This window comes from Serratia sp. CMO1 (assembly GCF_015689115.1).
Lineage (GTDB): Bacteria > Pseudomonadota > Gammaproteobacteria > Enterobacterales > Enterobacteriaceae > Serratia > Serratia marcescens.
Map to the genome: position 1 here is coordinate 4865049 of NZ_CP065032.1, position 24967 is coordinate 4890015.

Here is a 24967-nt window from a genome sequence, read left to right on the forward strand (position 1 = left end):
GTTAGAGCAGGCCTTCGACCGCGCCGCGCACTTCCGGCGACCACACGCCGCACTGCACCTGGCCGATATGCGACAGCTGCAACAGCAGCATCACCAAACGCGACTGACCGATGCCGCCGCCGATGGTCTGCGGCATATCGCCGCGCAGCAGCGACTGGTGCCATTCCAGCTTCATGCGCTCTTCGTCGCCGGTCAGCGCCAGCTGATGTTTCAGCGCCGCGGCGTCGACGCGAATGCCCATGGAAGACAGCTCGAAAGCGTCCTGCAGCACCGGGTTCCACACCACGATATCGCCGTTCAGGCCCGCCAGTCCATCCGCCGTCGGCGTAGTCCAGTCATCATAATCCGGCGCACGCACATCGTGCGATTTGCCGTGCGACAGCTTGCCACCGATGCCGATCAGGAACACCGCGCCCAATTCTTTGGCAATCGCTCGCTCACGCCCTTTGGCGTCCAGATCCGGATAGCGCTGCAGCAGGGTTTCGCTGTGCACGAAGTGGATCTGTTCCGGCAGGAATGGGGTCAGGCCATGCTCACGGCTGACTTCCGCCTCCGTCGCCTTGATCGCAGCGTAAATGCTGCGCACGGTGTTTTTCAGGTAGTCCAGGCTGCGCTCACCGTCGCCCATCACCCGCTCCCAGTCCCACTGATCGACGTACACCGAGTGGATTGGCGTCAGACGGTCTTCATCCGGGCGCAGCGCCTTCATATGGGTATACAGGCCTTCGCCGGCACCGAAATCGTAGCTGCCCAGGGTTTTGCGTTTCCATTTCGCCAGCGAATGCACCACTTCGAAGGTGGCGTCCGGCAAGGTTTTGACTTTGACCTGCACCGCTTTCTCGCTGCCGGAAAGGTTATCCTGCGTGCCGTCGCCCAGGCGGCTAAGGATCGGGGCCTGCACTTCGATCAGACCGAGCTGTTGTTCCAGCTGGCGGGAGAAGAAGGATTTGACCTGGCTGATTTGTTGTTGTTTTTGGATAAACTGTTTTTTCATTGCCGTATCTCTTGTAAACCTGTCTCTGTTGCCATCGATTAAGCAACAAAATGACACGACTATTCAATATCCATTAATCAATATTGCCTTTTCACTTTTAATCGTTCATTTTTACCCGGACAGAATTCAACAATCGTTAATTAATGGGGGATTAAATGGCGGAAATTTATCAGATCGATAATCTCGATCGCGGCATTCTCAACGCCCTGATGGACAATGCGCGCACACCGTACGCCGAACTGGCGAAAAACTTCGCCGTCAGCCCAGGCACTATTCATGTGCGGGTGGAGAAGATGAAGCAGGCCGGGATCATCACCGGCGCGCGCATCGACGTCAGCCCCAAACAGCTGGGCTACGACGTGTGCTGCTTTATCGGCATCATCTTAAAGAGCGCCAAGGATTACCCTTCGGCGCTGAAGAAGCTGGAAAGCCTGGAAGAAGTGGTGGAAGCCTATTACACCACCGGCCACTACAGCGTCTTTATTAAGGTAATGTGCCGATCGATCGACGCGTTGCAACAGGTACTTATCAACAAGATCCAGACCATCGACGAGATCCAGTCTACCGAAACGCTGATCTCGCTGCAGAACCCCATTATGCGCACCATCGTGCCGTAACCCGCCAAATTGCATACCCACATTATCCACAGGTAGATCCCAGCCGATTCACAGCGTACAATGCAGCCACTTTGAGTGAGAAGGTTGGGATCGTTGGTTCATGGCAGACATTACTCTGATCAGTGGCAGTACGCTTGGCAGTGCCGAATACGTGGCTGAACATTTGGCTGAAAAGCTGGAAGACGCGGGTTTCTCTACCGAGATGCTGCACGGCCCTGAACTGGATGAACTGCCGTTGGCCGGCCGCTGGCTGGTGGTCTCTTCCACGCACGGCGCCGGCGAACTGCCGGATAACCTTCAACCGCTGCTGGAACAGATCGCTGAGCAGCAGCCGGATCTTTCCGAGGTGCAGTTCGGCGCCGTCGGTTTGGGCAGTTCGGAATACGACACCTTCTGCGGCGCGATCAAACAGATCGACGATCTGTTGATCGCCAGAGGCGCTAAAAGGATCGGCGATCGTCTCGAGATCGACGTGACCGAGCATGAAATTCCCGAGGATCCGGCCGAGGAATGGGTAAAAAACTGGATTAATTTACTCTAATTCGTCTAAAGATCGCGCGAACGATTGTGGATAACTAAGCTTAAAAGCAGGGTAAAAGCCGTAGTTATCCCAATAACAACCGTAGAGCGCTTTTTGTCCTGTGCATAACAAGCCTTTTAGATCCCAGCTTATCTGCGTCGGGATCACCGATCATTCACAGCAAACGATCCTCCTTAATCTGCTGATCTTCATCGTGAATAGTCACTTATCCACAGAGGATCGCGATCCTAATAAGAGATCTAATAAAGAGATCTTTAAATAAAAAAGATCTTCTTTTAATTACCGACGATCCGGACCACTTGGTCGATCGTCTAAACTTGAGTAGAATCCCCGACCCCAGGGCAAATACGATCGTTCGCAATACGGCGAGGTGCAGTTCCATGTTTTATCCAGATCAATTTGACGTCATCATCATCGGTGGTGGCCATGCAGGTACCGAGGCCGCCATGGCCGCGGCGCGCATGGGACGTCAGACTTTATTATTGACACACAATATCGATACGCTGGGACAGATGTCCTGTAACCCGGCGATTGGCGGTATTGGTAAAGGGCATCTGGTTAAGGAAATTGATGCGCTCGGCGGCTTGATGGCGACGGCGATCGACCATGCCGGCATCCAGTTTAGGATACTAAACGCCAGCAAAGGCCCTGCCGTTCGCGCTACTCGCGCTCAGGCGGATCGCGTCTTGTATCGCCAGGCGATCCGTACCGCGTTGGAGAACCAGCCCAACCTGATGATCTTCCAACAGCCGGTTGAGGATCTGATCGTCGAAAACGATCGCGTAGTCGGCGCCGTCACCCAAATGGGCCTGAAATTCCGCGCCAAGGCGGTGGTATTGACCGTAGGCACCTTCCTGGACGGCAAGATCCATATCGGCTTGGAGAATTACAGCGGCGGCCGCGCCGGGGATCCTCCTTCGATCTCACTGTCGCAGCGTTTGCGTGAACTGCCGCTGCGCGTTAACCGCTTGAAAACCGGTACGCCGCCGCGCATCGACGCTCGCACTATCGATTTCAGCGTACTGGCGCCGCAACACGGTGATACGCCGGTGCCGGTATTCTCTTTCTTGGGCGATGCCAGCCAGCACCCGGAACAAATGGCGTGCTACATCACCCACACCAATGAAAAAACCCATGACGTGATCCGCAATAACCTCGATCGCAGCCCGATGTATGCCGGGATCATCGAAGGGATCGGCCCACGTTACTGCCCGTCGATCGAAGACAAGGTCATGCGTTTTGCCGATCGCAACGCGCACCAGATCTTCCTTGAGCCGGAAGGGCTGACCAGCAACGAGATTTACCCTAACGGGATTTCCACCAGCTTGCCTTTCGATGTGCAGATGCAGATCGTCCGTTCGATGGAAGGAATGCAGAACGCGCGTATTATTCGCCCTGGTTATGCCATCGAGTACGATTTCTTCGATCCGCGCGATCTGAAACCTACGCTGGAAAGCAAATTCATTCAGGGCCTGTTCTTCGCCGGCCAGATCAACGGCACCACCGGGTATGAAGAAGCCGCCGCGCAGGGCTTGCTGGCCGGTCTGAATGCCGGGCGTTTCGCCGATGAACAAGAGGGCTGGGCGCCACGTCGCGATCAGGCCTACCTCGGCGTGCTGGTGGACGATCTCAGCACCCTTGGTACCAAAGAGCCGTACCGCATGTTTACCTCTCGCGCCGAGTATCGTCTGATGCTGCGCGAAGACAACGCCGATCTCCGCCTGACGGAAAAAGGCCGCGAGCTGGGCCTGGTGGACGACGTGCGTTGGGCGCGTTACAGCGAGAAGCTGGAGCGAATCGAACGCGAACGTCAGCGCCTGCGCGACATCTGGATGCATCCGCACGCCGAGAACGTCGAACAGGTCAATGTGCTGCTGAAAGCGCCGCTGTCGCGTGAAGCGAACGGCGAAGAACTGCTGCGTCGCCCGGAGATGGATTACGCGCAGTTGACCGGCACCGACGCCTTCGCGCCGCCGCTGGACGACGTCCAAGCCGCCGAGCAGGTCGAGATCCAGGTCAAATACGAAGGCTACATCGCTCGCCAACAGGAAGAGATCGAAAAACAGCAGCGCAACGAGAATACCGTGCTGCCGCTGGATCTTGACTACCGTCAGGTTTCGGGACTGTCGAACGAAGTGATCGCCAAGCTGAACGATCACAAACCGAACTCCATCGGCCAGGCTTCGCGCATCTCCGGCATTACGCCAGCGGCGATCTCGATTTTGCTGATCTGGCTGAAAAAGCAGGGACTGCTGCGCCGCAGCGCATAAATCCCGCATCCAGGCGGCCGTTTGCTCAACCCGTAGCCAAACGGCCGCTGACATCACTTGCGCCCTGAATTATCATAGTCGCCTCATTGCGCCAGCTAACCATCCGCTGGTCGTTCAGCGCCTGCCAGAGGATCCGTTGTGCAAAAAAAATTAGACTCGCTGCTCGCGGCAGCAGGCATTGAGCTGCCCGATCAGCAGAAACAGCAGCTGCTGGGCTATGTCGGCATGCTGGATAAGTGGAACAAGGCTTATAACCTCACGTCGGTGCGCGATCCGCAACAAATGCTGGTGCGCCACATCCTCGACAGCATTGTGGTCAATCCGCATCTGCAGGGCTCGCGTTTTATCGATGTCGGCACCGGCCCCGGTTTACCGGGCATTCCGCTGGCGATCGTGCGCCCGGACGCGCATTTCACGCTGCTCGACAGCCTGGGCAAGCGCGTGCGTTTTCTGCGTCAGGTGCAGCATGAGCTGGGCCTGAACAATATCGAGCCGGTGCAGAGCCGCGTCGAAGCGTTTCCGGCCGAGCCGCCGTTCGATGGCGTGATCAGCCGGGCATTCGCTTCGCTGCAGGATATGCTGTCCTGGTGCCATCACCTGCCGGCGAAAGGGCAGGGGCGTTTTTACGCGTTGAAAGGCGTGCGTCCGGATGAAGAACTGACGCAGCTGCCGGCTGGCGTTAGCCTGGAGTCCATCGTGCGGCTGCAGGTGCCTGAACTGGAAGGCGAACGTCATCTGGTGATTCTTAAGGCAAACTGAGTTTGCTTTTGATCAAACAAGCGTGAATTAAAGGTCGTACCAAGTAGAAAGGTAAGCAGGCTAATTAGTTGGTCGCTTTTTTTAGTTAATTTACTTTCTATTAACACAAAAAACGCGGCTAATTAGCGACAATAGAGTAATTGCATTTGGAAATAGTCACGTTAGCAATCATGTGCGAAAGATTGGCGTTTGCTGCTAATGTTAATTGGCTGTTGGAATATTGCCCCGCTGCTTGTCAATAAAAGGTTTTCATCGGGTATACGGATTGTTTTTGAACAGTTAACTGGTAATGTTTTGATTTATATAATTTTTTGATCGCTCAAATTGCTAAAGACGGTTTGGTTGACCATCGGCTATAAATCAGGAAGGGACATTACTGTGATCGGCTTCGCGTTTCTAAACGCAACGCTGGAATAATCAGACAATTAAATGCGCCCTATTATTCCGACCGTTTTCTTGTGAAAATAGGCTGGAATAGGGAAATTTAAATAATTGTTCACCTTTTCGCTACTTATCGATTGAATTCGTTGGTATGCCCCGTATAATTTGCTCGTTTTTTGCTGCTTGACTCAGGACAGCAAAAACAGTTGTATACGTCACTCAGCATACCCCCTCTGGGGTACGGAGAGAACAAACGTCATGTCTGTGTCCCTTTACAGCGGGAAAGTCGCACGCAAACTGCTGTTTTTGCAGTTAATGACTTTTGTTCTGATCAGCGTTGCTTTCTGGCTGAAAAGCCCGGAATGGAGCGCTTCGGCGCTGGCAGGCGGTCTCGCCGCCTGGTTGCCGAGTGCAATGTTTATGCTGTTTGCCTTGCGCCATCAGGCGCAAACGCCGGCGCCCGGTAGGGTTGCCTGGTCGTTCGCCATCGGCGAGGGGCTAAAGGTCGTGATCACCATCGTTTTGCTGATCGTGGCGCTGGGGGTGTTCAAGGCGGAGTTTATACCGCTTGGCCTGACCTATTTAGCGGTGTTAGTGGTGCAGATAGTGGCACCGGCCGTGATTAACAGTTACCGAACTTAACTAAATAAGGGTAAGAGGCATCATGTCTGCAGGAGAAGTCTTGACTCCACAGGAGTATATCGGTCACCACCTGACGCAGCTTCAGGTCGGGACTGGGTTCTGGTCGATCAACATCGACTCGATGTTTTTCTCCGTCGTCCTCGGGGCGCTTTTCCTGGTGATCTTCCGCAAAGTGGCCAAAAACGCCACCAGCGGCGTGCCGGGTAAACTGCAAACCGCCGTGGAGCTGGTGGTCGGTTTCGTCGACAGCAGCGTGCGCGACATGTACCACGGCAAGAGCAAGGTGATTGCGCCGCTGGCGCTGACCGTGTTCGTCTGGGTGTTTCTGATGAACTTGATGGACCTGCTGCCCATCGACTTCCTGCCTTACGTTGGCGAACACATCCTCGGCCTGCCTGCGCTGCGCGTCGTGCCTACCGCCGATGTGAACGTCACGCTGTCGATGGCGCTGGGCGTGTTTATCCTGATTCTGTTCTATAGCATCAAAATGAAAGGCGTTGGCGGGTTTGTTAAAGAGTTGACCATGCAGCCGTTCAACCACCCTGTATTCATTCCTATCAACCTGATTCTTGAAGGTGTCAGCCTGCTGTCCAAACCTGTTTCACTGGGTCTGCGACTGTTCGGCAACATGTATGCGGGTGAGTTGATCTTCATCCTGATTGCCGGCCTGTTGCCGTGGTGGTCACAGTGGGTCCTGAGCTTGCCTTGGGCTATCTTCCACATCCTGATCATTACGCTTCAAGCCTTTATTTTCATGGTTCTGACGATCGTCTATCTGTCGATGGCGTCTGAAGAGCACTGATTTTCTTAAAACACTTGCACTTTTAAACTGAAACAAACTGGAGACTATCATGGAAAACCTGAGTATGGATCTGCTGTACATGGCTGTCGCTGTGATGATGGGTTTAGCGGCAATCGGTGCTGCGATCGGTATCGGCATCCTGGGTGGTAAATTCTTGGAAGGCGCTGCTCGTCAGCCTGACCTGATTCCTCTGCTGCGTACACAGTTCTTTATCGTTATGGGTCTGGTCGACGCCATCCCGATGATCGCTGTAGGTCTGGGTCTGTACGTGATGTTCGCCGTCGCGTAAGTAGAGCAACCCTCTACGACGTAACCAAACTATTAACTTTTAAAGAGGCATTGTGCTGTGAATCTTAACGCAACAATCCTCGGCCAGGCCATCGCGTTCGTTCTGTTTGTCTGGTTCTGCATGAAGTACGTATGGCCGCCGATCATGGCTGCCATCGAGAAACGTCAGAAAGAAATCGCTGACGGCCTCGCTTCTGCAGAGCGTGCCAAAAAAGATCTGGACTTAGCGCAAGCCAATGCGACCGACCAGCTGAAAACTGCCAAAGCAGAAGCTCAGGTGATCATCGAGCAAGCGAACAAACGCAAAGCTCAGATCATGGATGAAGCGAAAGCCGAAGCCGAGCAGGAACGTAACAAAATCGTGGCGCAGGCTCAGGCTGAGATCGAAGCCGAACGTAAGCGCGCTCGTGAAGAGTTGCGTAAGCAAGTCGCGATGCTGGCAATTGCCGGCGCCGAGAAGATCATCGAACGTTCCGTGGATGAAGCTGCTAACAGCGACATCGTTGATAAACTGGTCGCTGAACTGTAAGGAGGGAGGGGCTGATGTCTGAATTTGTAACTGTAGCTCGCCCCTACGCCAAAGCAGCTTTTGACTTTGCCGTTGAGCACCAAAGCGTAGAGCGCTGGCAGGACATGCTGGCGTTTGCGGCTGAAGTCACTCGCAATGAACAGATTTCTGAACTGCTGTCTGGCGCGGTTGCGCCAGAAACGCTGTCCAAGACGTTCATCGCGGTTTGTGGCGATCGGCTCGACGAACATGGCCAGAACTTTATCCGTGTAATGGCCGAAAATGGACGTTTACTGGTTCTTCCTGCCGTGCTGCAGCAGTTCATCGAACTGCGCGCCTCGCTGGAATCCACCGTCGAAGTCGAAGTGCTCTCTGCGAGCGCGCTGAACGACGAACAGCAGGCGAAAATCGCCGCTGCGATGGAAAAACGTCTGTCACGCAAAGTTAAGCTGAATTGCAAAATTGACAAGTCTGTACTGGCCGGCATCGTTGTTCGCGCCGGCGATATGGTGATTGATGGCAGCGTTCGCGGTCGTCTTGAACGCCTGACAGACGTCTTGCAGTCTTAAGGGGACTGGAGCATGCAACTGAATTCCACCGAAATCAGCGAACTGATCAAGCAGCGCATTGCTCAGTTCAATGTAGTGAGCGAAGCTCACAATGAAGGTACTATCGTTTCCGTCAGCGACGGGATCATCCGCGTACACGGCCTGGCCGAAGTTATGCAGGGCGAAATGATCGCGCTGCCTGGCAACCGTTACGCAATCGCATTGAACCTGGAGCGCGACTCCGTCGGTGCCGTGGTCATGGGTCCGTACGCGGATCTGGCCGAAGGCATGAAGGTTAAATGCACCGGCCGTATCCTGGAAGTTCCAGTCGGTCGTGGTCTGCTGGGCCGCGTAGTTAACACCCTGGGCGCGCCAATCGACGGCAAAGGCCCGATTGAGAACGACGGCTTCTCTCCGGTAGAAGCTATCGCGCCAGGCGTTATCGAGCGTCAGTCCGTTGATCAGCCGGTTCAGACTGGCTACAAATCCGTTGACGCCATGATTCCAATCGGCCGTGGCCAGTGTGAGCTGGTGATCGGTGACCGTCAGACCGGTAAAACCGCGCTGGCGATCGATGCGATCATCAACCAACGCGACTCCGGCATCAAATGCGTTTACGTGGCTATCGGCCAGAAAGCGTCCACCATCGCTAACGTGGTGCGCAAACTGGAAGAGCACGGCGCACTGGCCAACACCATCGTGGTGGTGGCGACCGCTTCCGAATCCGCCGCACTGCAATACCTGGCGCCATACGCCGGTTGCGCAATGGGCGAATACTTCCGTGACCGCGGTGAAGACGCGCTGATCGTGTACGATGACCTGTCCAAACAGGCCGTTGCTTACCGCCAGATTTCCCTGCTGCTTCGTCGTCCGCCAGGTCGTGAAGCTTACCCAGGCGACGTATTCTACCTGCACTCCCGCTTGCTGGAGCGCGCAGCGCGCGTCAACGCCGAATACGTTGAAGCCTTCACCAAAGGTGAAGTTAAAGGCCAAACCGGTTCACTGACCGCTCTGCCGATCATTGAAACCCAGGCGGGTGACGTTTCCGCGTTCGTTCCGACCAACGTAATCTCGATTACCGCTGGTCAGATCTTCCTGGAATCCAACCTGTTCAACTCCGGTATTCGTCCGGCAGTTAACCCGGGTATCTCCGTATCCCGTGTTGGTGGCGCCGCGCAGACCAAGATCATGAAGAAACTGTCCGGCGGTATCCGTACCGCGCTGGCGCAGTATCGTGAATTGGCTGCGTTCTCCCAGTTCGCCTCCGATCTGGACGACGCGACCCGCAAACAGCTGAGCCACGGTCAGAAAGTGACCGAACTGCTGAAACAGAAACAGTATGCGCCGATGTCGGTTGCACAACAGTCTCTGGTGCTGTTTGCCGCAGAACGCGGTTACCTGAACGACGTCGAAGTCGCCAAAGTGGTGAGCTTCGAAGCCGCGCTGGTAGCCTATGCGGATCGCGAGCACGCCGAACTGCTGAACCACATCAACCAAACTGGCAACTTCAATGATGAGATCGAGGGCAAGTTGAAAGACGTCCTCGAGACCTTCAAGAAAACCCAGTCCTGGTAACGCCGAACGGTCCTGCTGTTGAAAGACAGCAGGCCGTCTGGCACTGAGGAGAAGCAGAGATGGCCGGCGCAAAAGAGATACGTAGTAAGATCGCTAGCGTGCAAAACACGCAAAAGATCACTAAAGCGATGGAAATGGTCGCCGCCTCCAAAATGCGTAAATCGCAGGATCGCATGGCGGCCAGCCGTCCTTATGCAGAGACCATGCGCAAAGTGATTGGTCACCTTGCGTTAGGGAATCTGGAGTACAAGCACCCGTACCTGGATGAGCGTGACGTTAAGCGCGTCGGGTATCTGGTGGTGTCTACTGACCGTGGTCTCTGCGGCGGCTTGAACATCAACCTGTTCAAAAAGCTGCTGGCGGAGATGAAAGCCTGGTCCGAAAAAGGCGTCGAAACCGACTTGGCGCTGATTGGCTCTAAAGCGGCCTCTTTCTTTGGTTCCGTGGGCGGCAACGTGGTTGCCCAGGTGACCGGCATGGGGGACAAACCTTCCCTGTCGGATCTGATCGGGCCGGTGAAAGTGATGCTGCAGGCCTACGACGAAGGTCGTTTGGACAAGCTGTACATTGTCAGCAACAAATTTGTTAATACGATGTCCCAAGAGCCGCAAGTGCTTCAGCTACTGCCGTTACCGCCAGCCGATGACGAAGAGCTGAAGAAAACGCCTTGGGATTACCTGTATGAACCCGATCCAAAAGTGCTGCTTGATACCTTGCTGCGCCGCTATGTGGAGTCGCAGGTTTATCAGGGCGTCGTGGAAAACCTGGCCAGCGAGCAGGCCGCACGAATGGTCGCGATGAAAGCCGCAACCGATAACGGCGGTAGCCTGATCAAAGAGCTGCAGTTGGTATACAACAAGGCGCGTCAGGCCAGCATCACTCAGGAACTCACCGAGATCGTTTCGGGAGCCTCCGCGGTTTAAGCTAGGTTTACGAATTACGTAGAGGATTCAAGATGGCTACTGGAAAGATTATCCAGGTAATCGGCGCCGTGGTGGACGTCGAGTTCCCTCAGGATGCCGTACCGAAAGTGTACGACGCCCTTGAGGTAGAAAACGGCACCGAAAAACTGGTGTTGGAAGTTCAGCAACAGCTGGGCGGTGGCGTGGTTCGCTGTATCGCAATGGGGACCTCCGACGGTCTGCGTCGCGGTCTGAAAGTGAACAACCTGGACCACCCGATTGAAGTGCCGGTGGGTAAAGCTACCCTGGGTCGTATCATGAACGTATTGGGTCAACCGATCGACATGAAAGGCGACATCGGCGAAGAAGAGCGTTGGGCGATTCACCGCGCGGCGCCAAGCTACGAAGAGCTGTCCAGCTCTCAGGAACTGCTGGAAACCGGTATCAAGGTAATGGACCTGATTTGTCCGTTCGCCAAGGGCGGTAAAGTCGGTCTGTTCGGCGGTGCGGGCGTAGGTAAAACCGTAAACATGATGGAGCTGATCCGTAACATCGCGATCGAGCACTCCGGTTATTCCGTGTTTGCGGGCGTGGGCGAGCGTACTCGTGAGGGTAACGACTTCTACCACGAAATGACCGACTCCAACGTTCTGGACAAAGTATCCCTGGTTTACGGCCAGATGAACGAGCCACCAGGTAACCGTCTGCGCGTTGCGCTGACCGGTCTGACCATGGCGGAGAAATTCCGTGACGAAGGCCGTGACGTTCTGCTGTTCGTTGACAACATCTACCGTTACACCCTGGCCGGTACCGAAGTGTCCGCACTTCTGGGCCGTATGCCATCCGCGGTAGGTTATCAGCCAACGCTGGCGGAAGAGATGGGCGTTCTGCAAGAACGTATCACCTCGACCAAGACCGGTTCCATCACTTCCGTACAGGCCGTTTACGTTCCTGCGGATGACTTGACTGACCCGTCTCCAGCCACCACCTTTGCGCACTTGGACGCAACCGTGGTACTGAGCCGTAACATCGCTTCTCTGGGTATCTACCCGGCCGTTGACCCGCTGGATTCCACCAGCCGTCAGCTGGATCCGCTGGTCGTTGGCCAGGAGCACTACGACGTAGCGCGTGGCGTGCAGTCCATTCTGCAACGCTACCAGGAACTGAAAGATATCATCGCGATCCTGGGTATGGACGAGCTGTCTGAAGAAGACAAGCTGGTCGTATCCCGTGCGCGTAAGATCCAACGCTTCCTGTCTCAGCCGTTCTTCGTGGCAGAAGTCTTCACCGGTTCTCCGGGCAAGTTCGTATCGCTGAAAGACACCATCCGTGGTTTCAAAGGCATTATGGACGGCGACTATGACCACCTGCCGGAGCAGGCGTTCTACATGGTTGGCACCATTGAAGAAGCAGTGGAAAAAGCCAAGAAACTGTAACGCCTTGAGAGGAGGGTGATATGGCTATGACTTACCATCTGGATGTAGTCAGCGCGGAAAAACAGATGTTTTCCGGCCTGGTGCAGAAGATCCAGGTGACAGGCAGCGAAGGTGAACTGGGGATCTTCCCTGGCCATGCGCCGCTGCTGACTGCCATCAAGCCTGGCATGGTGCGTATTGTTAAGCAGCACGGTGAAGAAGAGTTCATCTACCTGTCCGGCGGCATCCTCGAGGTGCAGCCGAGCGTGGTTACCGTGCTGGCGGACACTGCTATCCGTGGTACTGACCTCGACGAAGCGAGAGCGTTGGAAGCTAAGCGTAAAGCTGAAGAACACATTCGCAGCTCTCATGGCGATGTCGACTATGCTCAGGCATCCGCTGAACTGGCGAAAGCGATCGCAAAACTGCGCGTTATCGAGCTCACCAGAAAAGCGATGTAATGTTTGGGTGCTCTGCACCCAACTTTAAGAAAGCGGCCCATAGGGTCGCTTTTTTTTTACTTTAAAATAAGCATTTCGGCCCGGCTGGCAGAGTGGTGTATAACCCCTGATATCGGGCAAGAAACGTCGCCGAACGCCGACAGTTTTTTTGCCCTGGAGCTGAATTGGGCATGGTGGTGACAGACCACGCGCCGCGCGGCCTGCGCCGGGTTCGTGATGAGAAATATGTAGTAATATCGTCGCTAAACGGTTTTACTTTCGTCTATCAAAATGGAGTTATCAGGTTGCTTATGTCGAACAGCGCAATGAGCGTAGTTATCCTCGCCGCAGGCAAGGGTACGCGCATGTATTCCGATCTTCCCAAAGTGTTGCACCCGTTGGCCGGCAAGCCGATGGTGCAACACGTCATTGATGCCGCGATGAAGCTGGGTGCGCAACATGTTCACCTGGTATACGGCCACGGCGGCGATTTGCTGAAAAGCACGTTGACTGACGGCGCGCTGAACTGGGTGCTGCAGGCCGAGCAACTGGGTACCGGTCACGCAATGCAGCAGGCCGCGCCGCATTTTGCCGATGATGAAGACGTGCTGATGCTGTACGGCGACGTGCCGCTGATCTCCGTCGATACGCTGCAACGCCTGTTGGCGGCTAAACCGCAGGGCGGCATCGGCCTGCTGACGGTCAAGCTGGACGATCCGAGCGGCTATGGCCGCATCGTGCGTGAGAACGGCGACGTGGTGGGTATCGTCGAGCATAAAGACGCCAGTGAAGCGCAGCGGCAGATCAACGAGATCAATACCGGCATCCTGGTGGCGAACGGGCGCGATCTGAAACGCTGGCTGGGAATGTTGAATAACGACAACGCACAGGGCGAGTTTTACATCACCGATATCATTGCGTTGGCCCATGCCGACGGCAAGAAAATCGAAGCCGTGCACCCGTCGCGTTTAAGTGAAGTGGAAGGTGTGAACAACCGTCTGCAGCTGGCGACTCTGGAGCGCGTATTCCAGTCGGAACAGTCTGAAAAGCTGCTGTTGGCCGGCGTGATGCTGCTGGATCCGGCGCGTTTCGATCTGCGCGGGGAACTTGTTCACGGCCGTGACATCACTATTGATGCGAATGTGATTATCGAAGGTCACGTCAAGCTGGGCGATCGGGTGAGAATCGGCGCCGGCTGCGTGCTGAAAAACTGCGTGATCGGTGATGACTGCGAGATCAGCCCTTACAGCGTGCTGGAAGACAGCGTGCTGGAAGCAGACTGCACGGTGGGGCCGTTCGCCCGCTTGCGCCCAGGCGCGGAGCTGGCGGCAGGGGCTCACGTCGGCAACTTCGTGGAAATGAAAAAGGCGCGCCTGGGCAAAGGCTCCAAGGCCGGTCACCTCAGCTACCTGGGCGATGCTGAAATCGGCGATGACGTGAATATCGGCGCCGGCACCATCACCTGCAACTACGATGGCGCCAACAAGCACAAGACGCTGATCGGCGACGGCGTGTTCGTCGGTTCCGATACTCAGCTGGTGGCGCCGGTGTCGGTCGGCAAAGGCTCCACCATCGCCGCCGGCACCACGGTGACGCGCGATATCGCCGAGAACGAACTGGTGTTGAGCCGCGTCAAGCAGGTGCACATTCAGGGCTGGCAACGTCCGGTGAAGAAGAAGTCATAGTGTGTTTTGCGTTGGGCTCCGTTCACGAGCCCAATACAAAACATAATAATCCCCACCATCTACAGGCTCGGGGGCGCACGGTAAAAACCGGCAAAAATCAGGTCAAGGCATCGAAAGCGCCCATGAAGGGCGTTCATTAGGAATATAACTGAATGTGTGGAATTGTAGGCGCAGTAGCGCAACGTGATATCGCAGAAATCCTGTTGGAAGGTTTACGTCGTCTCGAGTACCGCGGTTATGACTCCGCCGGTCTGGCGGTGGTCGATGAAAAAGGCAACGTCAGTCGCCTGCGTCGCGTTGGCAAGGTACAAAAGCTGGCCGAAGCGGCGGAACAAACCGATCTGCACGGCGGTACCGGCATCGCTCACACCCGTTGGGCTACGCACGGTGAACCGACCGAAGCGAACGCGCACCCGCATGTTTCCGACTACATTACCGTGGTGCATAACGGCATCATCGAAAACCACGAGCCGCTGCGCGAACTGCTGATTGAACGCGGTTACCGTTTCAGCTCTGAAACCGATACCGAAGTGATTGCGCACCTGGTGCACTGGGAACAACTGCAAGGCGGTACGCTGCTGGAAGTGGTTCAGCGCGTGATCCCGCAGCTGCGCGGCGCTTATGGCACCGTGGTGATGGACAGCCGCGATCCGAGCGTGCTGGTCGCGGCGCGTTCCGGTAGCCCGCTGGTTATCGGCCGCGGCGTTGGGGAAAACTTTATCGCTTCCGATCAGCTGGCGCTGCTACCGGTCACCCGCCGCTTCATCTTCCTGGAAGAGGGCGACGTGGTGGAAGTGACTCGCCGCACCGTCAATATTTTCGACAAACAGGGCAACGCCATCGAGCGCCCTGAGATCGAGTCCCAGGTGCAGTATGACGCCGGCGACAAGGGCGCTTACCGCCACTACATGCAAAAAGAGATTTACGAACAGCCGCTGGCGCTGAAAAACACCCTGGAAGGGCGTTTCAGTCATGGCCAAATCAACCTGAGTGAGCTGGGGCCGCACGCCGACGAGCTGCTCGCCAAGGTGCAGCACGTGCAGATTATCGCCTGTGGCACTTCTTACCACTCCGGTATGGTGGCGCGTTACTGGTTCGAAGCGCTGGCCGGCGTGCCGTGCGATGTCGAGATCGCGTCCGAATTCCGTTACCGCAAATCGGCGGTGCGTCCGGGCAGCCTGATCATCACTCTGTCGCAGTCCGGCGAAACCGCCGACACTCTGGCGGCGCTGCGCCTGTCCAAAGAACTGGGTTATCTCGGTTCGCTGGCCGTTTGTAACGTTGCCGGCTCTTCGCTGGTGCGTGAATCCGATCTGGCGTTGATGACCAAAGCGGGCACGGAAATCGGCGTAGCCTCGACCAAAGCCTTCACCACGCAGCTCACCGTGCTGTTGATGCTGGTGGCGCGCCTGGGCCGTCTGAAAGGCATGGCGGAAAGCGTGGAGCACGAGATCGTGCATGGTCTGCAGGCGTTGCCGGCGCGTATCGAGCAGATGCTGTCGATGGATAAAGATATCGAAGCGCTGGCGGAAGGCTTCTCCGACAAGCACCATGCGCTGTTCCTCGGCCGTGGCGATCAGTATCCGATCGCCATGGAAGGGGCGCTGAAGCTGAAAGAGATCTCCTATATTCACGCCGAAGCTTATGCGGCGGGCGAGTTGAAACACGGCCCGCTGGCGCTGATCGACGCCGATATGCCGGTGATTGTGGTGGCGCCGAACAACGAACTGCTGGAAAAGCTGAAGTCCAACATTGAAGAAGTGCGCGCGCGCGGCGGCCAGCTGTACGTGTTCGCCGATCAGGACGCCGGCTTCGTCAGCAGCGAAGGCATGACCATCATTCCTCTGCCGCACGTCGAGGAAATCGTCGCGCCGATCTTCTACACCGTGCCGTTGCAGCTGCTGTCTTACCATGTGGCGCTGATCAAAGGCACCGACGTTGACCAGCCGCGCAACCTGGCGAAGTCTGTCACCGTAGAGTAATTTGCCGCAGGTAAACTGCAAAAGCCGGCCTTAGCGCCGGCTTTTTTCATGAGTGACCTTAAAGATGACAGCGCTGCCGTTTCGGTGATAAACGTTGTCATATTCAAGCGGATAGGCCGCGCCAAGCCGGTTTTTTATTGCTTGGGAAATGTGCTGTTTCACGGCTAACCTTATGATTTAAATACAAACAAACACTCATTAAATGCACTGTAATATAACTGTCATATTGCGTACATTTTTCTGTCACCAAACTGTCCTATTTTCCCTCCTGCAGCAATACTTACTCTGATTAAAACGACTCGAAGTCGATTTTAAGTATCCCATTAGGAGGGATTATGAAACTGATGCGTACCACCGTCGCCAGTATTGTGGCAGCGACCTTCTCCCTGACCGCCGTGTCCGCGTTCGCTGCTGCCAGCCTGACCGGTGCAGGTGCGACATTCCCCGCTCCGGTTTACGCCAAGTGGGCAGATTCTTATCAGAAAGAAACCGGCAACAAAGTTAACTATCAGGGCATCGGCTCCTCTGGCGGCGTAAAGCAAATCGTGGCCAACACCGTTGACTTTGGCGCTTCCGACGCCCCGCTGTCTGACGACAAGCTGGCGGCCGACGGCCTGTTCCAGTTCCCGACCGTGATCGGCGGCGTGGTGCTGGCGGTGAATATCCCGGGCATCAAATCCGGCGAACTGACGCTGGACGGCAAAACCCTGGGCGATATCTACCTGGGCAACGTCAAAAAATGGAACGATCCGGCTATCACCAAGCTGAACCCAGGCGTGAAACTGCCTGACCAAAACATCGCCGTAGTGCGCCGCGCCGACGGTTCCGGCACTTCGTTCGTGTTCACCAGCTACCTGTCCAAAGCCAATGCGCAGTGGAAAGAAAAGATTGGCGCCGGTTCTACCGTTAACTGGCCGACCGGTCTGGGCGGTAAAGGCAACGACGGCATCGCCGCCTTCGTTCAGCGTCTGCCAGGCTCTATCGGCTACGTAGAATACGCTTACGCCAAGCAGAACAACCTGGCTTACACCAAGCTGGTGTCCGCTGACGGCAAACCGGTCAGCCCGACCGAAGAGAGCTTCAGCAACGCCGCCAAAGGTGCAGATTGGAGCAAAACCTTTGCTCAGGATCTGACTGACCAGAAAGGCGACAACGTGTGGCCAATCACCTCCACCACCTTCATCCTGGTGCACAAAGAGCAGAAAAACCCTGTTCAGGGCGCCGAAGTGCTGAAGTTCTTCGACTGGGCCTACAAAACCGGTGCAAAACAAGCTAACGAGCTGGATTACGCCACCCTGCCGGCAGAAGTGGTTGAGCAGGTGCGTGCGGCCTGGAAAACCAACGTAAAAGACAGTTCAGGTAAAGCGCTGTACTAACAACGCAGGGGCGCGGGTTCGCCGCGCCCCACACAGTTCTTCAGGCTCCGATCCCGGTTGGGGCTGCCAGGGTTCAAACAGAGAGTAATCTATGGCTGAGTACAAGCCGACCATCAAAGCACCGGGCAAAAACGGTGACATCATTTTCAGCGCGCTGGTGAGACTGGCTGCGCTGATTACCCTATTGTTGCTGGGCGGCATCATCGTTTCGCTGATCTTCGCCTCCTGGCCAAGCATGCAGAAATTCGGCTTTGCGTTCCTGTGGACCAAAGAGTGGGACGCGCCGGCGGAGCAGTTCGGCGCGCTGGTGCCGATCTACGGCACCGTGGTCACCTCGCTTATCGCGTTGATCATCGCCGTGCCGGTGAGCTTCGGCATCGCGCTGTTCCTGACCGAACTGGCGCCGAACTGGCTGAAGCGGCCGCTGGGCATCGCCATTGAGCTGCTGGCGGCCATTCCGAGCATCGTCTACGGCATGTGGGGACTGTTCGTGTTCGCCCCGCTGTTCGCCGAATACTTCCAGACGCCGGTGGGCGACGTGCTGTCGGGCATTCCAATCGTCGGCGAGCTGTTCTCCGGCCCGGCCTTCGGCATCGGCATCCTGGCCGCCGGGGTGATCCTGGCGATCATGATCATTCCTTACATCGCCGCAGTGATGCGCGACGTGTTCGAACAGACCCCGGTGATGATGAAAGAGTCGGCCTACGGCATCGGCTGCACCACCTGGGAAGTCATCTGGCGCATCGTGCTGCCGTTCACCAAAAACGGCGTCATCGGCGGGGTGATGCTGGGCCTGGGCCGTGCGCTGGGGGAGACCATGGCGGTGACCTTTATCATCGGCAACACTTACCAGCTCGACAGCGCTTCGCTGTACATGCCGGGCAACAGCATCACCTCGGCGCTGGCCAACGAATTCGCCGAGGCCGAGTCCGGCGTGCACACCGCCGCACTGATGGAGCTGGGCCTGATTCTGTTTGTTATCACCTTTATCGTGCTGGCGCTGTCGAAACTGATGATCATGCGTCTGGCCAAGAATGAGGGGCGTTAACATGGCGACGATGGATATGCAAAACGCAGTCGTTCTGGCGGAAAGCCGCCGCAAAATGCAGGCCTGGCGCCGGCAGAAAAATCGCCTCGCGCTGTTCCTGTCGATGGCGACCATGGCGTTCGGGCTGTTCTGGCTGATCTGGATCCTGATCGCTACCGTCACCAAAGGCTTCGACGGCATGTCGCTGGCGCTGTTCACCGAGATGACCCCGCCGCCGAATACCGCGGGCGGCGGCCTGGCCAACGCCATCGCCGGCAGCGGCCTGTTGATCCTGTGGGCGACCCTCTTCGGTACGCCGCTGGGCATCATGGCCGGCATCTACCTGGCGGAATACGGCCGTAAATCTTGGCTGGCGGAAGTGATCCGCTTTATCAACGACATCCTGCTGTCCGCACCGTCGATCGTGGTGGGCCTGTTCGTTTACACCATCGTGGTGGCGAAGATGGAACACTTCTCCGGTTGGGCCGGCATCGTGGCGCTGGCGTTGCTGCAGGTGCCGATCGTCATTCGCACCACCGAGAACATGCTGAAGCTGGTGCCGGATACGCTGCGCGAGGCCGCCTATGCCCTGGGCACGCCGAAATGGCGCATGATTTCCGCCATCACGCTGAAGGCGTCGGTGTCCGGCATCATCACCGGCGTGCTGCTGGCGATTGCGCGCATCGCGGGGGAAACCGCGCCGCTGCTATTCACCTCGCTGTCGAACCAGTTCTGGAGCACCGACCTGATGCAGCCGATCGCCAACCTGCCGGTGACCATCTTCAAATTCGCCATGAGCCCGTTCGCCGAATGGCAACAGTTGGCCTGGGCCGGGGTGCTGTTGATCACCCTGTGCGTACTGTTACTGAATATCCTGGCGCGCGTAATTTTCGCCAAGAAAAAGCATTCGTAAAATTTTGAGCGCCGCTTTGGCGGCGCTGATGAAAAGAGAGAAGTCTTGATGAGTATGGTTACTGACGCTTCCAGCAGCAAAATTCAGGTACGCGATCTGAACTTCTACTACGGCAAATTCCATGCGCTGAAGAACATCACGCTGGATATCGCCAAGAACAAGGTCACCGCGTTTATCGGCCCATCCGGCTGCGGCAAATCCACCCTGCTGCGCACCTTTAACAAGATGTACCAGCTCTACCCGGAACAGCGTGCGGAAGGCGGCATTCTGCTGGACGGCCAGAACATCCTGACCGACAACTCGGATATCGCGTTGCTGCGCGCCAAGGTCGGCATGGTGTTCCAGAAGCCGACGCCGTTCCCGATGTCGATTTACGACAACATCGCTTTCGGCGTTCGCCTGTTTGAAAAGCTGTCGCGCGCCGATATGGACGAGCGCGTGCAGTGGGCGCTGACCAAGGCGGCGTTGTGGAACGAAACCAAGGACAAGCTGCACCAGAGCGGCTACAGCCTCTCCGGCGGCCAGCAGCAGCGTCTGTGCATCGCCCGCGGCATCGCCATTCGTCCGGAAGTGCTGTTGCTGGATGAGCCTTGCTCGGCGCTGGATCCGATCTCTACCGGCAAGATTGAAGAGCTGATCAGTGAACTGAAGGCCGATTACACCGTGGTGATCGTGACGCACAACATGCAGCAGGCAGCGCGCTGCTCCGACTCTACCGCATTTATGTATCTGGGCGAGCTGATCGAGTTCAGTGATACTGATAACCTGTTCACTGCGCCGCAGAAAAAGCAGACTGAAGACTACATCACTGGCCGTTATGGTTGATAGGAAGCATCATGGATAACCTGAATTTAAACAAACACATTTCCGGCCAGTTCAACGCAGAGCTCGAGCATATCCGCACCCAGGTGCTGACCATGGGCGGGCTGGTGGAGCAACAGCTGACCGACGCCATCACTGCGATGCACAATCAGGATGGCGAGTTGGCCAAGCGCGTAATTGAAGGCGACGCCAAGGTCAACATGATGGAAGTGGCGATCGACGAAGCGTGCGTGCGCATCATCGCCAAGCGCCAGCCGACCGCCAGCGATCTGCGCCTGGTGATGGCGATCATCAAAACCATTTCCGAGCTGGAGCGCATCGGCGACGTGGCGGACAAGATCTGCCGCACCGCGCTGGAAAAGTTCTCGCACCAGCATCAGCCGCTGCTGGTCAGTCTGGAGTCGCTGGGGCGCCACACCGTGCAGATGCTGCACGACGTGCTGGACGCGTTCGCGCGCATGGATCTGGACGAAGCGATCCGTATTTACCGCGAAGATAAAAAGGTCGACCAGGAATACGAAGGCATCGTGCGTCAGCTGATGACCTACATGATGGAAGACTCGCGCACCATTCCGAGCGTGCTGACCGCGCTGTTCTGCGCCCGCTCTATCGAGCGTATCGGCGACCGCTGTCAGAACATCTGCGAATTTATCTTCTATTTCGTCAAGGGGCAGGATTTCCGTCATTTGGGCGGCGATGCCCTGGAAAAGCTGCTCTCTCCGGGCGGTAAAGACGAAAAGGCCGACTAACTCTTTCCGGGTAATATCCTTCAAAGGCGCGGTTTCCCGCGCCTTTATTCCATCTTAAGCGCGTAAAGATAAAAAGGTTATAAATATAGCTTTTTATATTATTTCCTGACCTATGTGGCGCTTGCTAGCTTATTCGCCAGCAGGACATCAACCACTTAGGAGCTTTCTATGAAACATCGCGCTTTGGCCTTAACGTTGTTAGCCAGTCTGACCGGCCTCGCCGCCGGCGCCGCGCACGCGGACAAACTTGACGATATCAAGCAAGCCGGCGTGGTGCGTATCGCGGTGTTCGACAGCAACCCGCCGTTCGGCTACATCGATCCGCAGAGCAAAAAGCTGGTGGGCTACGATGTGGACGTCGCCGACGCGATCGGCAAAGCGCTGGGGGTGAAAGTGGAGCTGCGCGCCACCAACCCGGCCAACCGCATTCCGCTGCTGGTGTCGAAGAAGGTTGACCTGATTGCCGCCAACTTCACCATTACCGACGAGCGCGCCAAGGAAGTGAACTTCAGCGTGCCGTATTTCGCCACCGGCCAGAAATTCATCGCCCGCAAAGGCGTATTGAAAACCCCGGAAGACATCAAGAAGCTGCGCATCGGCGCGGACAAGGGCACGGTGCAGGAAATCACCCTGCGCGAGCGTTTCCCGACGGCGAAAGTGATCTCTTACGATGATACCCCGCTGGCGTTCGTGGCGCTGCGCAACGGCAACGTGCAGGCGATCACTCAGGACGACGCCAAGCTGGTCGGCCTGCTCGGCAACCTGCCGGCGGCGCAGAAGGCGGAATTTGAAATTTCGCCGTTCAGCCTGACCAAAGAGTATCAGGGCGTGGGCATTCCCAAGGGCGAAGATCGCTTGACCGCCGCGGTGAATGAGACGCTGATCAAGCTGGAAAACGACGGCGAAGCGGTTAAGATTTACGATCGCTGGTTCGGGCCGGAAACCAAATCCGCCCAGCCGCGCGGCGATTTCAAAATCGCGCCTTTGGATCAGCAACCGAAAGCCTGATTTAACCGCGCGCGGTGAGATCGGTACGGAGGGGCGCAGCTTGCTGCGCCCCTGATGCATTCTGCAAGACAAGGATTGAACATGAATCTGGACTGGCTGCTGGCGCCGCAATACCTGAGCTGGCTGTGGCACGGCTTTCTGCTGACGCTGTGGCTTTCCGCCTGCGCGGGCCTGGCGGCCACGCTGCTGGGCTTCGTGCTGGCGGCGATGCGCGACAGCAGCCTGCGGCCATTGCGCTGGCTGGCGATGGGCTACAGCTCGCTGTTTCGCAATACGCCGCTGCTGGTGCAGCTGTTCTTCTGGTACTTCGCCGCCGGGCAGATCTTGCCGTCCGCCGCCATGCAGTGGCTGAACAGCGCCCATCAGATCGGCCCGCTTGAGTGGCCGTCGTTCGAGTTTCTCGCCGGTTTCTTCGGCCTGACGCTCTACTCCACCGCCTTTATCGCCGAAGAGATCCGTTCCGGCATTCGCGGCGTCGCCGGCGGGCAGAAATATGCCGCTCAGGCGCTGGGGCTGACCGGCTGGCAGGCGATGCGCTACGTGGTGTTGCCGCAGGCGCTGAAAATCGCGCTGCCGCCGCTGCTGGGGCAATACATGAACGTGATCAAGAACTCGTCGCTGACCATGGCGATCGGCGTTGCCGAACTCTCTTACGCCTCGCGTCAGGTCGAAACCGAAACCCTGCGCACCTTCCAGGCGTTCGGCGTGGCGACGGTACTGTATATCGCCATCATCGCGCTGCTGGAAGGTTGGGGCATGTGGCGACAACAGCGTAAACCGCTGGGAGGACATTGAGATGGATTTCAGCGTGATTCACGACAACCTGGGTTACCTGCTGTGGGGCACCTGGCCGGATGGGCCGCTGGGCGGCGCGGCGCTGACGTTGGCGATCAGCCTGATGGCCGGCGTGGCCTCGGCGGTGCTCGGCACCTTACTCGGCGTGGCGCTGGCGATGTCGCGCGGCGTCGCCGCCGGGCTGCTGGCGGCGGTGTTGGGCTTTTTCCGCGCCATTCCGGTCATCATGCTGATCTTCTGGACCTATTTCCTGCTGCCGATGGTGTTTGGCGTCGAGATCCCGGAAATTACCACCGTGGTGTGTGCGCTGGCGCTGATCGCCTCGGCCTATCTGGCACATGCGGTGAAGGCCGGCATCGCCGCGATCGGTCCCGGCCAGTGGCAGGCCGGGCTTTCTCTGGGGCTGACGCGCTGGCAGACGCTGCGCATGATCGTGCTGCCGCAGGCGCTGCGCATGATGGTGCCGTCGTTCATCAACCAGTGGATTTCTCTGATCAAAGACACCTCGTTGGCTTATATCGTCGGCGTTGGCGAATTGACCTTCCTGGCGACCCAGGTCAACAACCGCAGCATGGTCTATCCGATGGAAGTGTTCCTGTTTGTGGCGCTGGTCTATTTCGTATTCTGCCTGGCGCTCGATCTGCTGGCCAACGCGGTCAACCGCCGCTTCGGCGCGCAAACCCGCGCGCTGAAGCGGTCCTGGCGCTGGTGGCGCAACAAGCCGCCGTTGCCGGCCAGTTAATCGGCCGTCAGCCGCCAGCCGCGTTCGCGCCACAGCGCGGGCAATTGAGCCAGGTCGTCAAACGTGGTCACCAGCGGGTGATCGATCGGCGGATTATGCGGATCGGCGCAGAAGTAAAAGACCGGAATGCCGGCATTGATGCCGGCCTGCGCGCCGGCGGGCGAATCGTCCACCAGGATGCAGCGCGTCACCGGCACCCGCATCTGTTCGGCGGCGTGAAACACGATCGCCGGATCCGGCTTCCAGCGCTGAATGTCATAGCCGCTGAACAACCGGTCATCAAAATAAGGCAGCATGCCGGTCAGGCCGAGCGAGTGCTGCATCTTGCTGACCGGCCCGTTGGAGACGGTGCAGACAGGCACCGTCACCTGCGCCAGCAGCTCGCGGGCGCCGGCAATCTGTTGCAGCTCGCTGTCGAACAGCCGCGCCACTTCCTGCCGATACAGCGGCTCCAGCGTCTCTTTTTCCAGGTCAGTGCCCTGCTCGGCATTGACCCGATCGATAATCTCGTACAGCTTCACCCCTTTGTATTTCTTGAATACCTCTTCCAGCGACAGATGAATGCCGTAGTGGGCGAACATATGGACATAGGCTTTGCTGCACAGCACTTCGCTGTCCACCAGCGTGCCGTCGCAGTCGAACAAAATGCAGTCAATCTGATTCATGCGGGACAGGTTCCTTCGGGTTAACGCCGCTGAGGCGACTCAGCGATCACTTGATCAGGTTACGCGCCTTGAGATCGTGCAAAATCAGCGCGGCGACGTGTGAGCACTGCGGCAGATCGCGGCTGTCGCACCACTTCAGCTCGGCGATTTCGGCGGCGGGCTGCAACTGCCCGGTAAAGTCGGCCTGGTAGCAGCGAATGCGCACCTGGGTACCGTCCTGCTTGCCGTCCGCCGGGCCGGTGAACTCGCCGTAAAACGCGATGGATTGCGACAGCAGCGCAACGGTCAGCTCTTCGTCGATTTCGCGGCACAGCGCCTGTTCGTCGGTTTCGCCCGCTTCGCGCTTTCCGCCCGGCATATAAAACAGCGTCTTGTTGTGCGAGCGCACCAGCGCCACTTTGTCATCTTTCAGCGCGATCAACGCCAGCTTATCGATAAAGGTCGGAGACATGCGGATTCCTGTTTTAACGGATAGGGATAGAGGGGCGATAGGCCATTTTATCGGCCGTGCCGGCAAACGG

General features: G+C 57.0%; 26 protein-coding genes. 23 read left to right on the forward strand and 3 right to left on the reverse strand.

Translation table 11 applies throughout. From position 1 onward, the window contains the following. Nucleotide 1 precedes the first annotated feature (1 nt). Nucleotides 2-994, reverse strand: a complete 993-nt coding sequence (gene asnA, locus IT763_RS23130; RefSeq protein WP_016929623.1) for an aspartate--ammonia ligase — start codon at nt 992-994, stop codon at nt 2-4. A gap of 155 nt (nt 995-1149) precedes the next feature. On the opposite strand from asnA, the gene asnC reads away from it, so the two are divergent. The 23 genes from asnC (at nt 1150) to IT763_RS23245 (ending at nt 23781) form a co-directional block, all read left to right on the forward strand. Continuing rightward, nucleotides 1150-1611, forward strand: a complete 462-nt coding sequence (asnC, locus tag IT763_RS23135) for a transcriptional regulator AsnC (protein WP_004933786.1) — start codon at nt 1150-1152, stop codon at nt 1609-1611. 100 nt (nt 1612-1711) lie between these two features. Further along, complete coding sequence (gene mioC / locus IT763_RS23140) at nt 1712-2152, forward strand: FMN-binding protein MioC (protein ID WP_049299628.1); 441 nt, start codon at nt 1712-1714, stop codon at nt 2150-2152. Between the two features lie 380 nt (nt 2153-2532). After that, complete coding sequence (mnmG, locus tag IT763_RS23145; RefSeq protein WP_033639108.1) at nt 2533-4422, forward strand: tRNA uridine-5-carboxymethylaminomethyl(34) synthesis enzyme MnmG; 1890 nt, start codon at nt 2533-2535, stop codon at nt 4420-4422. 138 nt (nt 4423-4560) lie between these two features. After that, complete coding sequence (gene rsmG / locus IT763_RS23150) at nt 4561-5181, forward strand: 16S rRNA (guanine(527)-N(7))-methyltransferase RsmG (RefSeq protein ID WP_015379471.1); 621 nt, start codon at nt 4561-4563, stop codon at nt 5179-5181. Nucleotides 5182-5820: 639 nt separating this feature from the next. Next, a complete protein-coding gene (gene atpI / locus IT763_RS23155) occupies nt 5821-6204 on the forward strand; it encodes a F0F1 ATP synthase subunit I (protein WP_004933796.1) in 384 nt (127 codons plus the stop codon). Between the two features lie 22 nt (nt 6205-6226). Further along, nucleotides 6227-7006 (forward strand): F0F1 ATP synthase subunit A, encoded by a 780-nt coding sequence (gene atpB, locus IT763_RS23160; RefSeq protein ID WP_015376132.1) that lies wholly within the window; start codon nt 6227-6229, stop codon nt 7004-7006. A gap of 49 nt (nt 7007-7055) precedes the next feature. After that, a complete protein-coding gene (gene atpE / locus IT763_RS23165; protein ID WP_206195045.1) occupies nt 7056-7295 on the forward strand; it encodes a F0F1 ATP synthase subunit C in 240 nt (79 codons plus the stop codon). 57 nt (nt 7296-7352) lie between these two features. Further along, the gene (gene atpF / locus IT763_RS23170; RefSeq protein ID WP_004933804.1) at nt 7353-7823 is read left to right on the forward strand and encodes a F0F1 ATP synthase subunit B; all 471 of its coding nucleotides are present in this window, start codon (nt 7353-7355) and stop codon (nt 7821-7823) included. Between the two features lie 14 nt (nt 7824-7837). Then, nucleotides 7838-8371 (forward strand): F0F1 ATP synthase subunit delta, encoded by a 534-nt coding sequence (atpH, locus tag IT763_RS23175; protein ID WP_015376133.1) that lies wholly within the window; start codon nt 7838-7840, stop codon nt 8369-8371. Nucleotides 8372-8383: 12 nt separating this feature from the next. Next, complete coding sequence (gene atpA, locus IT763_RS23180) at nt 8384-9925, forward strand: F0F1 ATP synthase subunit alpha (RefSeq protein ID WP_206195046.1); 1542 nt, start codon at nt 8384-8386, stop codon at nt 9923-9925. A gap of 59 nt (nt 9926-9984) precedes the next feature. Next, the gene (gene atpG / locus IT763_RS23185; protein WP_004933811.1) at nt 9985-10848 is read left to right on the forward strand and encodes a F0F1 ATP synthase subunit gamma; all 864 of its coding nucleotides are present in this window, start codon (nt 9985-9987) and stop codon (nt 10846-10848) included. Between the two features lie 32 nt (nt 10849-10880). Further along, on the forward strand, nt 10881-12263 hold the full coding sequence (atpD, locus tag IT763_RS23190; RefSeq protein ID WP_004933813.1) for a F0F1 ATP synthase subunit beta: 1383 nt from the start codon (nt 10881-10883) through the stop codon (nt 12261-12263). A 20-nt stretch (nt 12264-12283) separates the two neighbouring features. Beyond that, nucleotides 12284-12703: a F0F1 ATP synthase subunit epsilon gene (locus IT763_RS23195; RefSeq protein ID WP_004933814.1), complete on the forward strand. Its 420-nt coding sequence runs from the start codon at nt 12284-12286 to the stop codon at nt 12701-12703. A 290-nt stretch (nt 12704-12993) separates the two neighbouring features. Further along, complete coding sequence (gene glmU, locus IT763_RS23200) at nt 12994-14367, forward strand: bifunctional UDP-N-acetylglucosamine diphosphorylase/glucosamine-1-phosphate N-acetyltransferase GlmU (protein ID WP_033634231.1); 1374 nt, start codon at nt 12994-12996, stop codon at nt 14365-14367. Nucleotides 14368-14519: 152 nt separating this feature from the next. After that, nucleotides 14520-16349, forward strand: a complete 1830-nt coding sequence (gene glmS / locus IT763_RS23205; protein WP_097103044.1) for a glutamine--fructose-6-phosphate transaminase (isomerizing) — start codon at nt 14520-14522, stop codon at nt 16347-16349. Between the two features lie 335 nt (nt 16350-16684). Continuing rightward, nucleotides 16685-17725: a phosphate ABC transporter substrate-binding protein PstS gene (gene pstS, locus IT763_RS23210; protein ID WP_079450353.1), complete on the forward strand. Its 1041-nt coding sequence runs from the start codon at nt 16685-16687 to the stop codon at nt 17723-17725. A gap of 91 nt (nt 17726-17816) precedes the next feature. Continuing rightward, the gene (gene pstC / locus IT763_RS23215; RefSeq protein ID WP_016929615.1) at nt 17817-18773 is read left to right on the forward strand and encodes a phosphate ABC transporter permease PstC; all 957 of its coding nucleotides are present in this window, start codon (nt 17817-17819) and stop codon (nt 18771-18773) included. Nucleotide 18774: 1 nt separating this feature from the next. Then, nucleotides 18775-19665: a phosphate ABC transporter permease PstA gene (pstA, locus tag IT763_RS23220; RefSeq protein WP_004933824.1), complete on the forward strand. Its 891-nt coding sequence runs from the start codon at nt 18775-18777 to the stop codon at nt 19663-19665. Between the two features lie 54 nt (nt 19666-19719). After that, nucleotides 19720-20490 carry a phosphate ABC transporter ATP-binding protein PstB gene (gene pstB, locus IT763_RS23225; RefSeq protein ID WP_016929614.1) on the forward strand — a complete coding sequence of 257 codons (771 nt, stop codon included), beginning with the start codon at nt 19720-19722 and terminating at the stop codon, nt 20488-20490. 11 nt (nt 20491-20501) lie between these two features. Then, nucleotides 20502-21236 (forward strand): phosphate signaling complex protein PhoU, encoded by a 735-nt coding sequence (gene phoU / locus IT763_RS23230; RefSeq protein WP_016929613.1) that lies wholly within the window; start codon nt 20502-20504, stop codon nt 21234-21236. Nucleotides 21237-21404: 168 nt separating this feature from the next. Then, a complete protein-coding gene (locus IT763_RS23235; protein ID WP_016929612.1) occupies nt 21405-22244 on the forward strand; it encodes an ABC transporter substrate-binding protein in 840 nt (279 codons plus the stop codon). Between the two features lie 81 nt (nt 22245-22325). Beyond that, on the forward strand, nt 22326-23039 hold the full coding sequence (locus IT763_RS23240; RefSeq protein ID WP_015376137.1) for an amino acid ABC transporter permease: 714 nt from the start codon (nt 22326-22328) through the stop codon (nt 23037-23039). Between the two features lies 1 nt (nt 23040). Then, on the forward strand, nt 23041-23781 hold the full coding sequence (locus IT763_RS23245) for an amino acid ABC transporter permease (RefSeq protein ID WP_004933841.1): 741 nt from the start codon (nt 23041-23043) through the stop codon (nt 23779-23781). On the opposite strand, the gene yieH is transcribed toward IT763_RS23245, so the two are convergent. Together yieH and IT763_RS23255 are read right to left on the reverse strand one after the other, a co-directional pair. Continuing rightward, nucleotides 23778-24446: a 6-phosphogluconate phosphatase gene (gene yieH / locus IT763_RS23250; protein WP_016929610.1), complete on the reverse strand. Its 669-nt coding sequence runs from the start codon at nt 24444-24446 to the stop codon at nt 23778-23780. The genes IT763_RS23245 and yieH overlap by 4 nt on opposite strands. A gap of 46 nt (nt 24447-24492) precedes the next feature. Next, entirely contained in the window at nt 24493-24897 is a 405-nt protein-coding gene (locus IT763_RS23255; protein ID WP_151254675.1) for an NUDIX domain-containing protein, read from the reverse strand. Between the last annotated feature and the right edge of the window lie 70 nt (nt 24898-24967).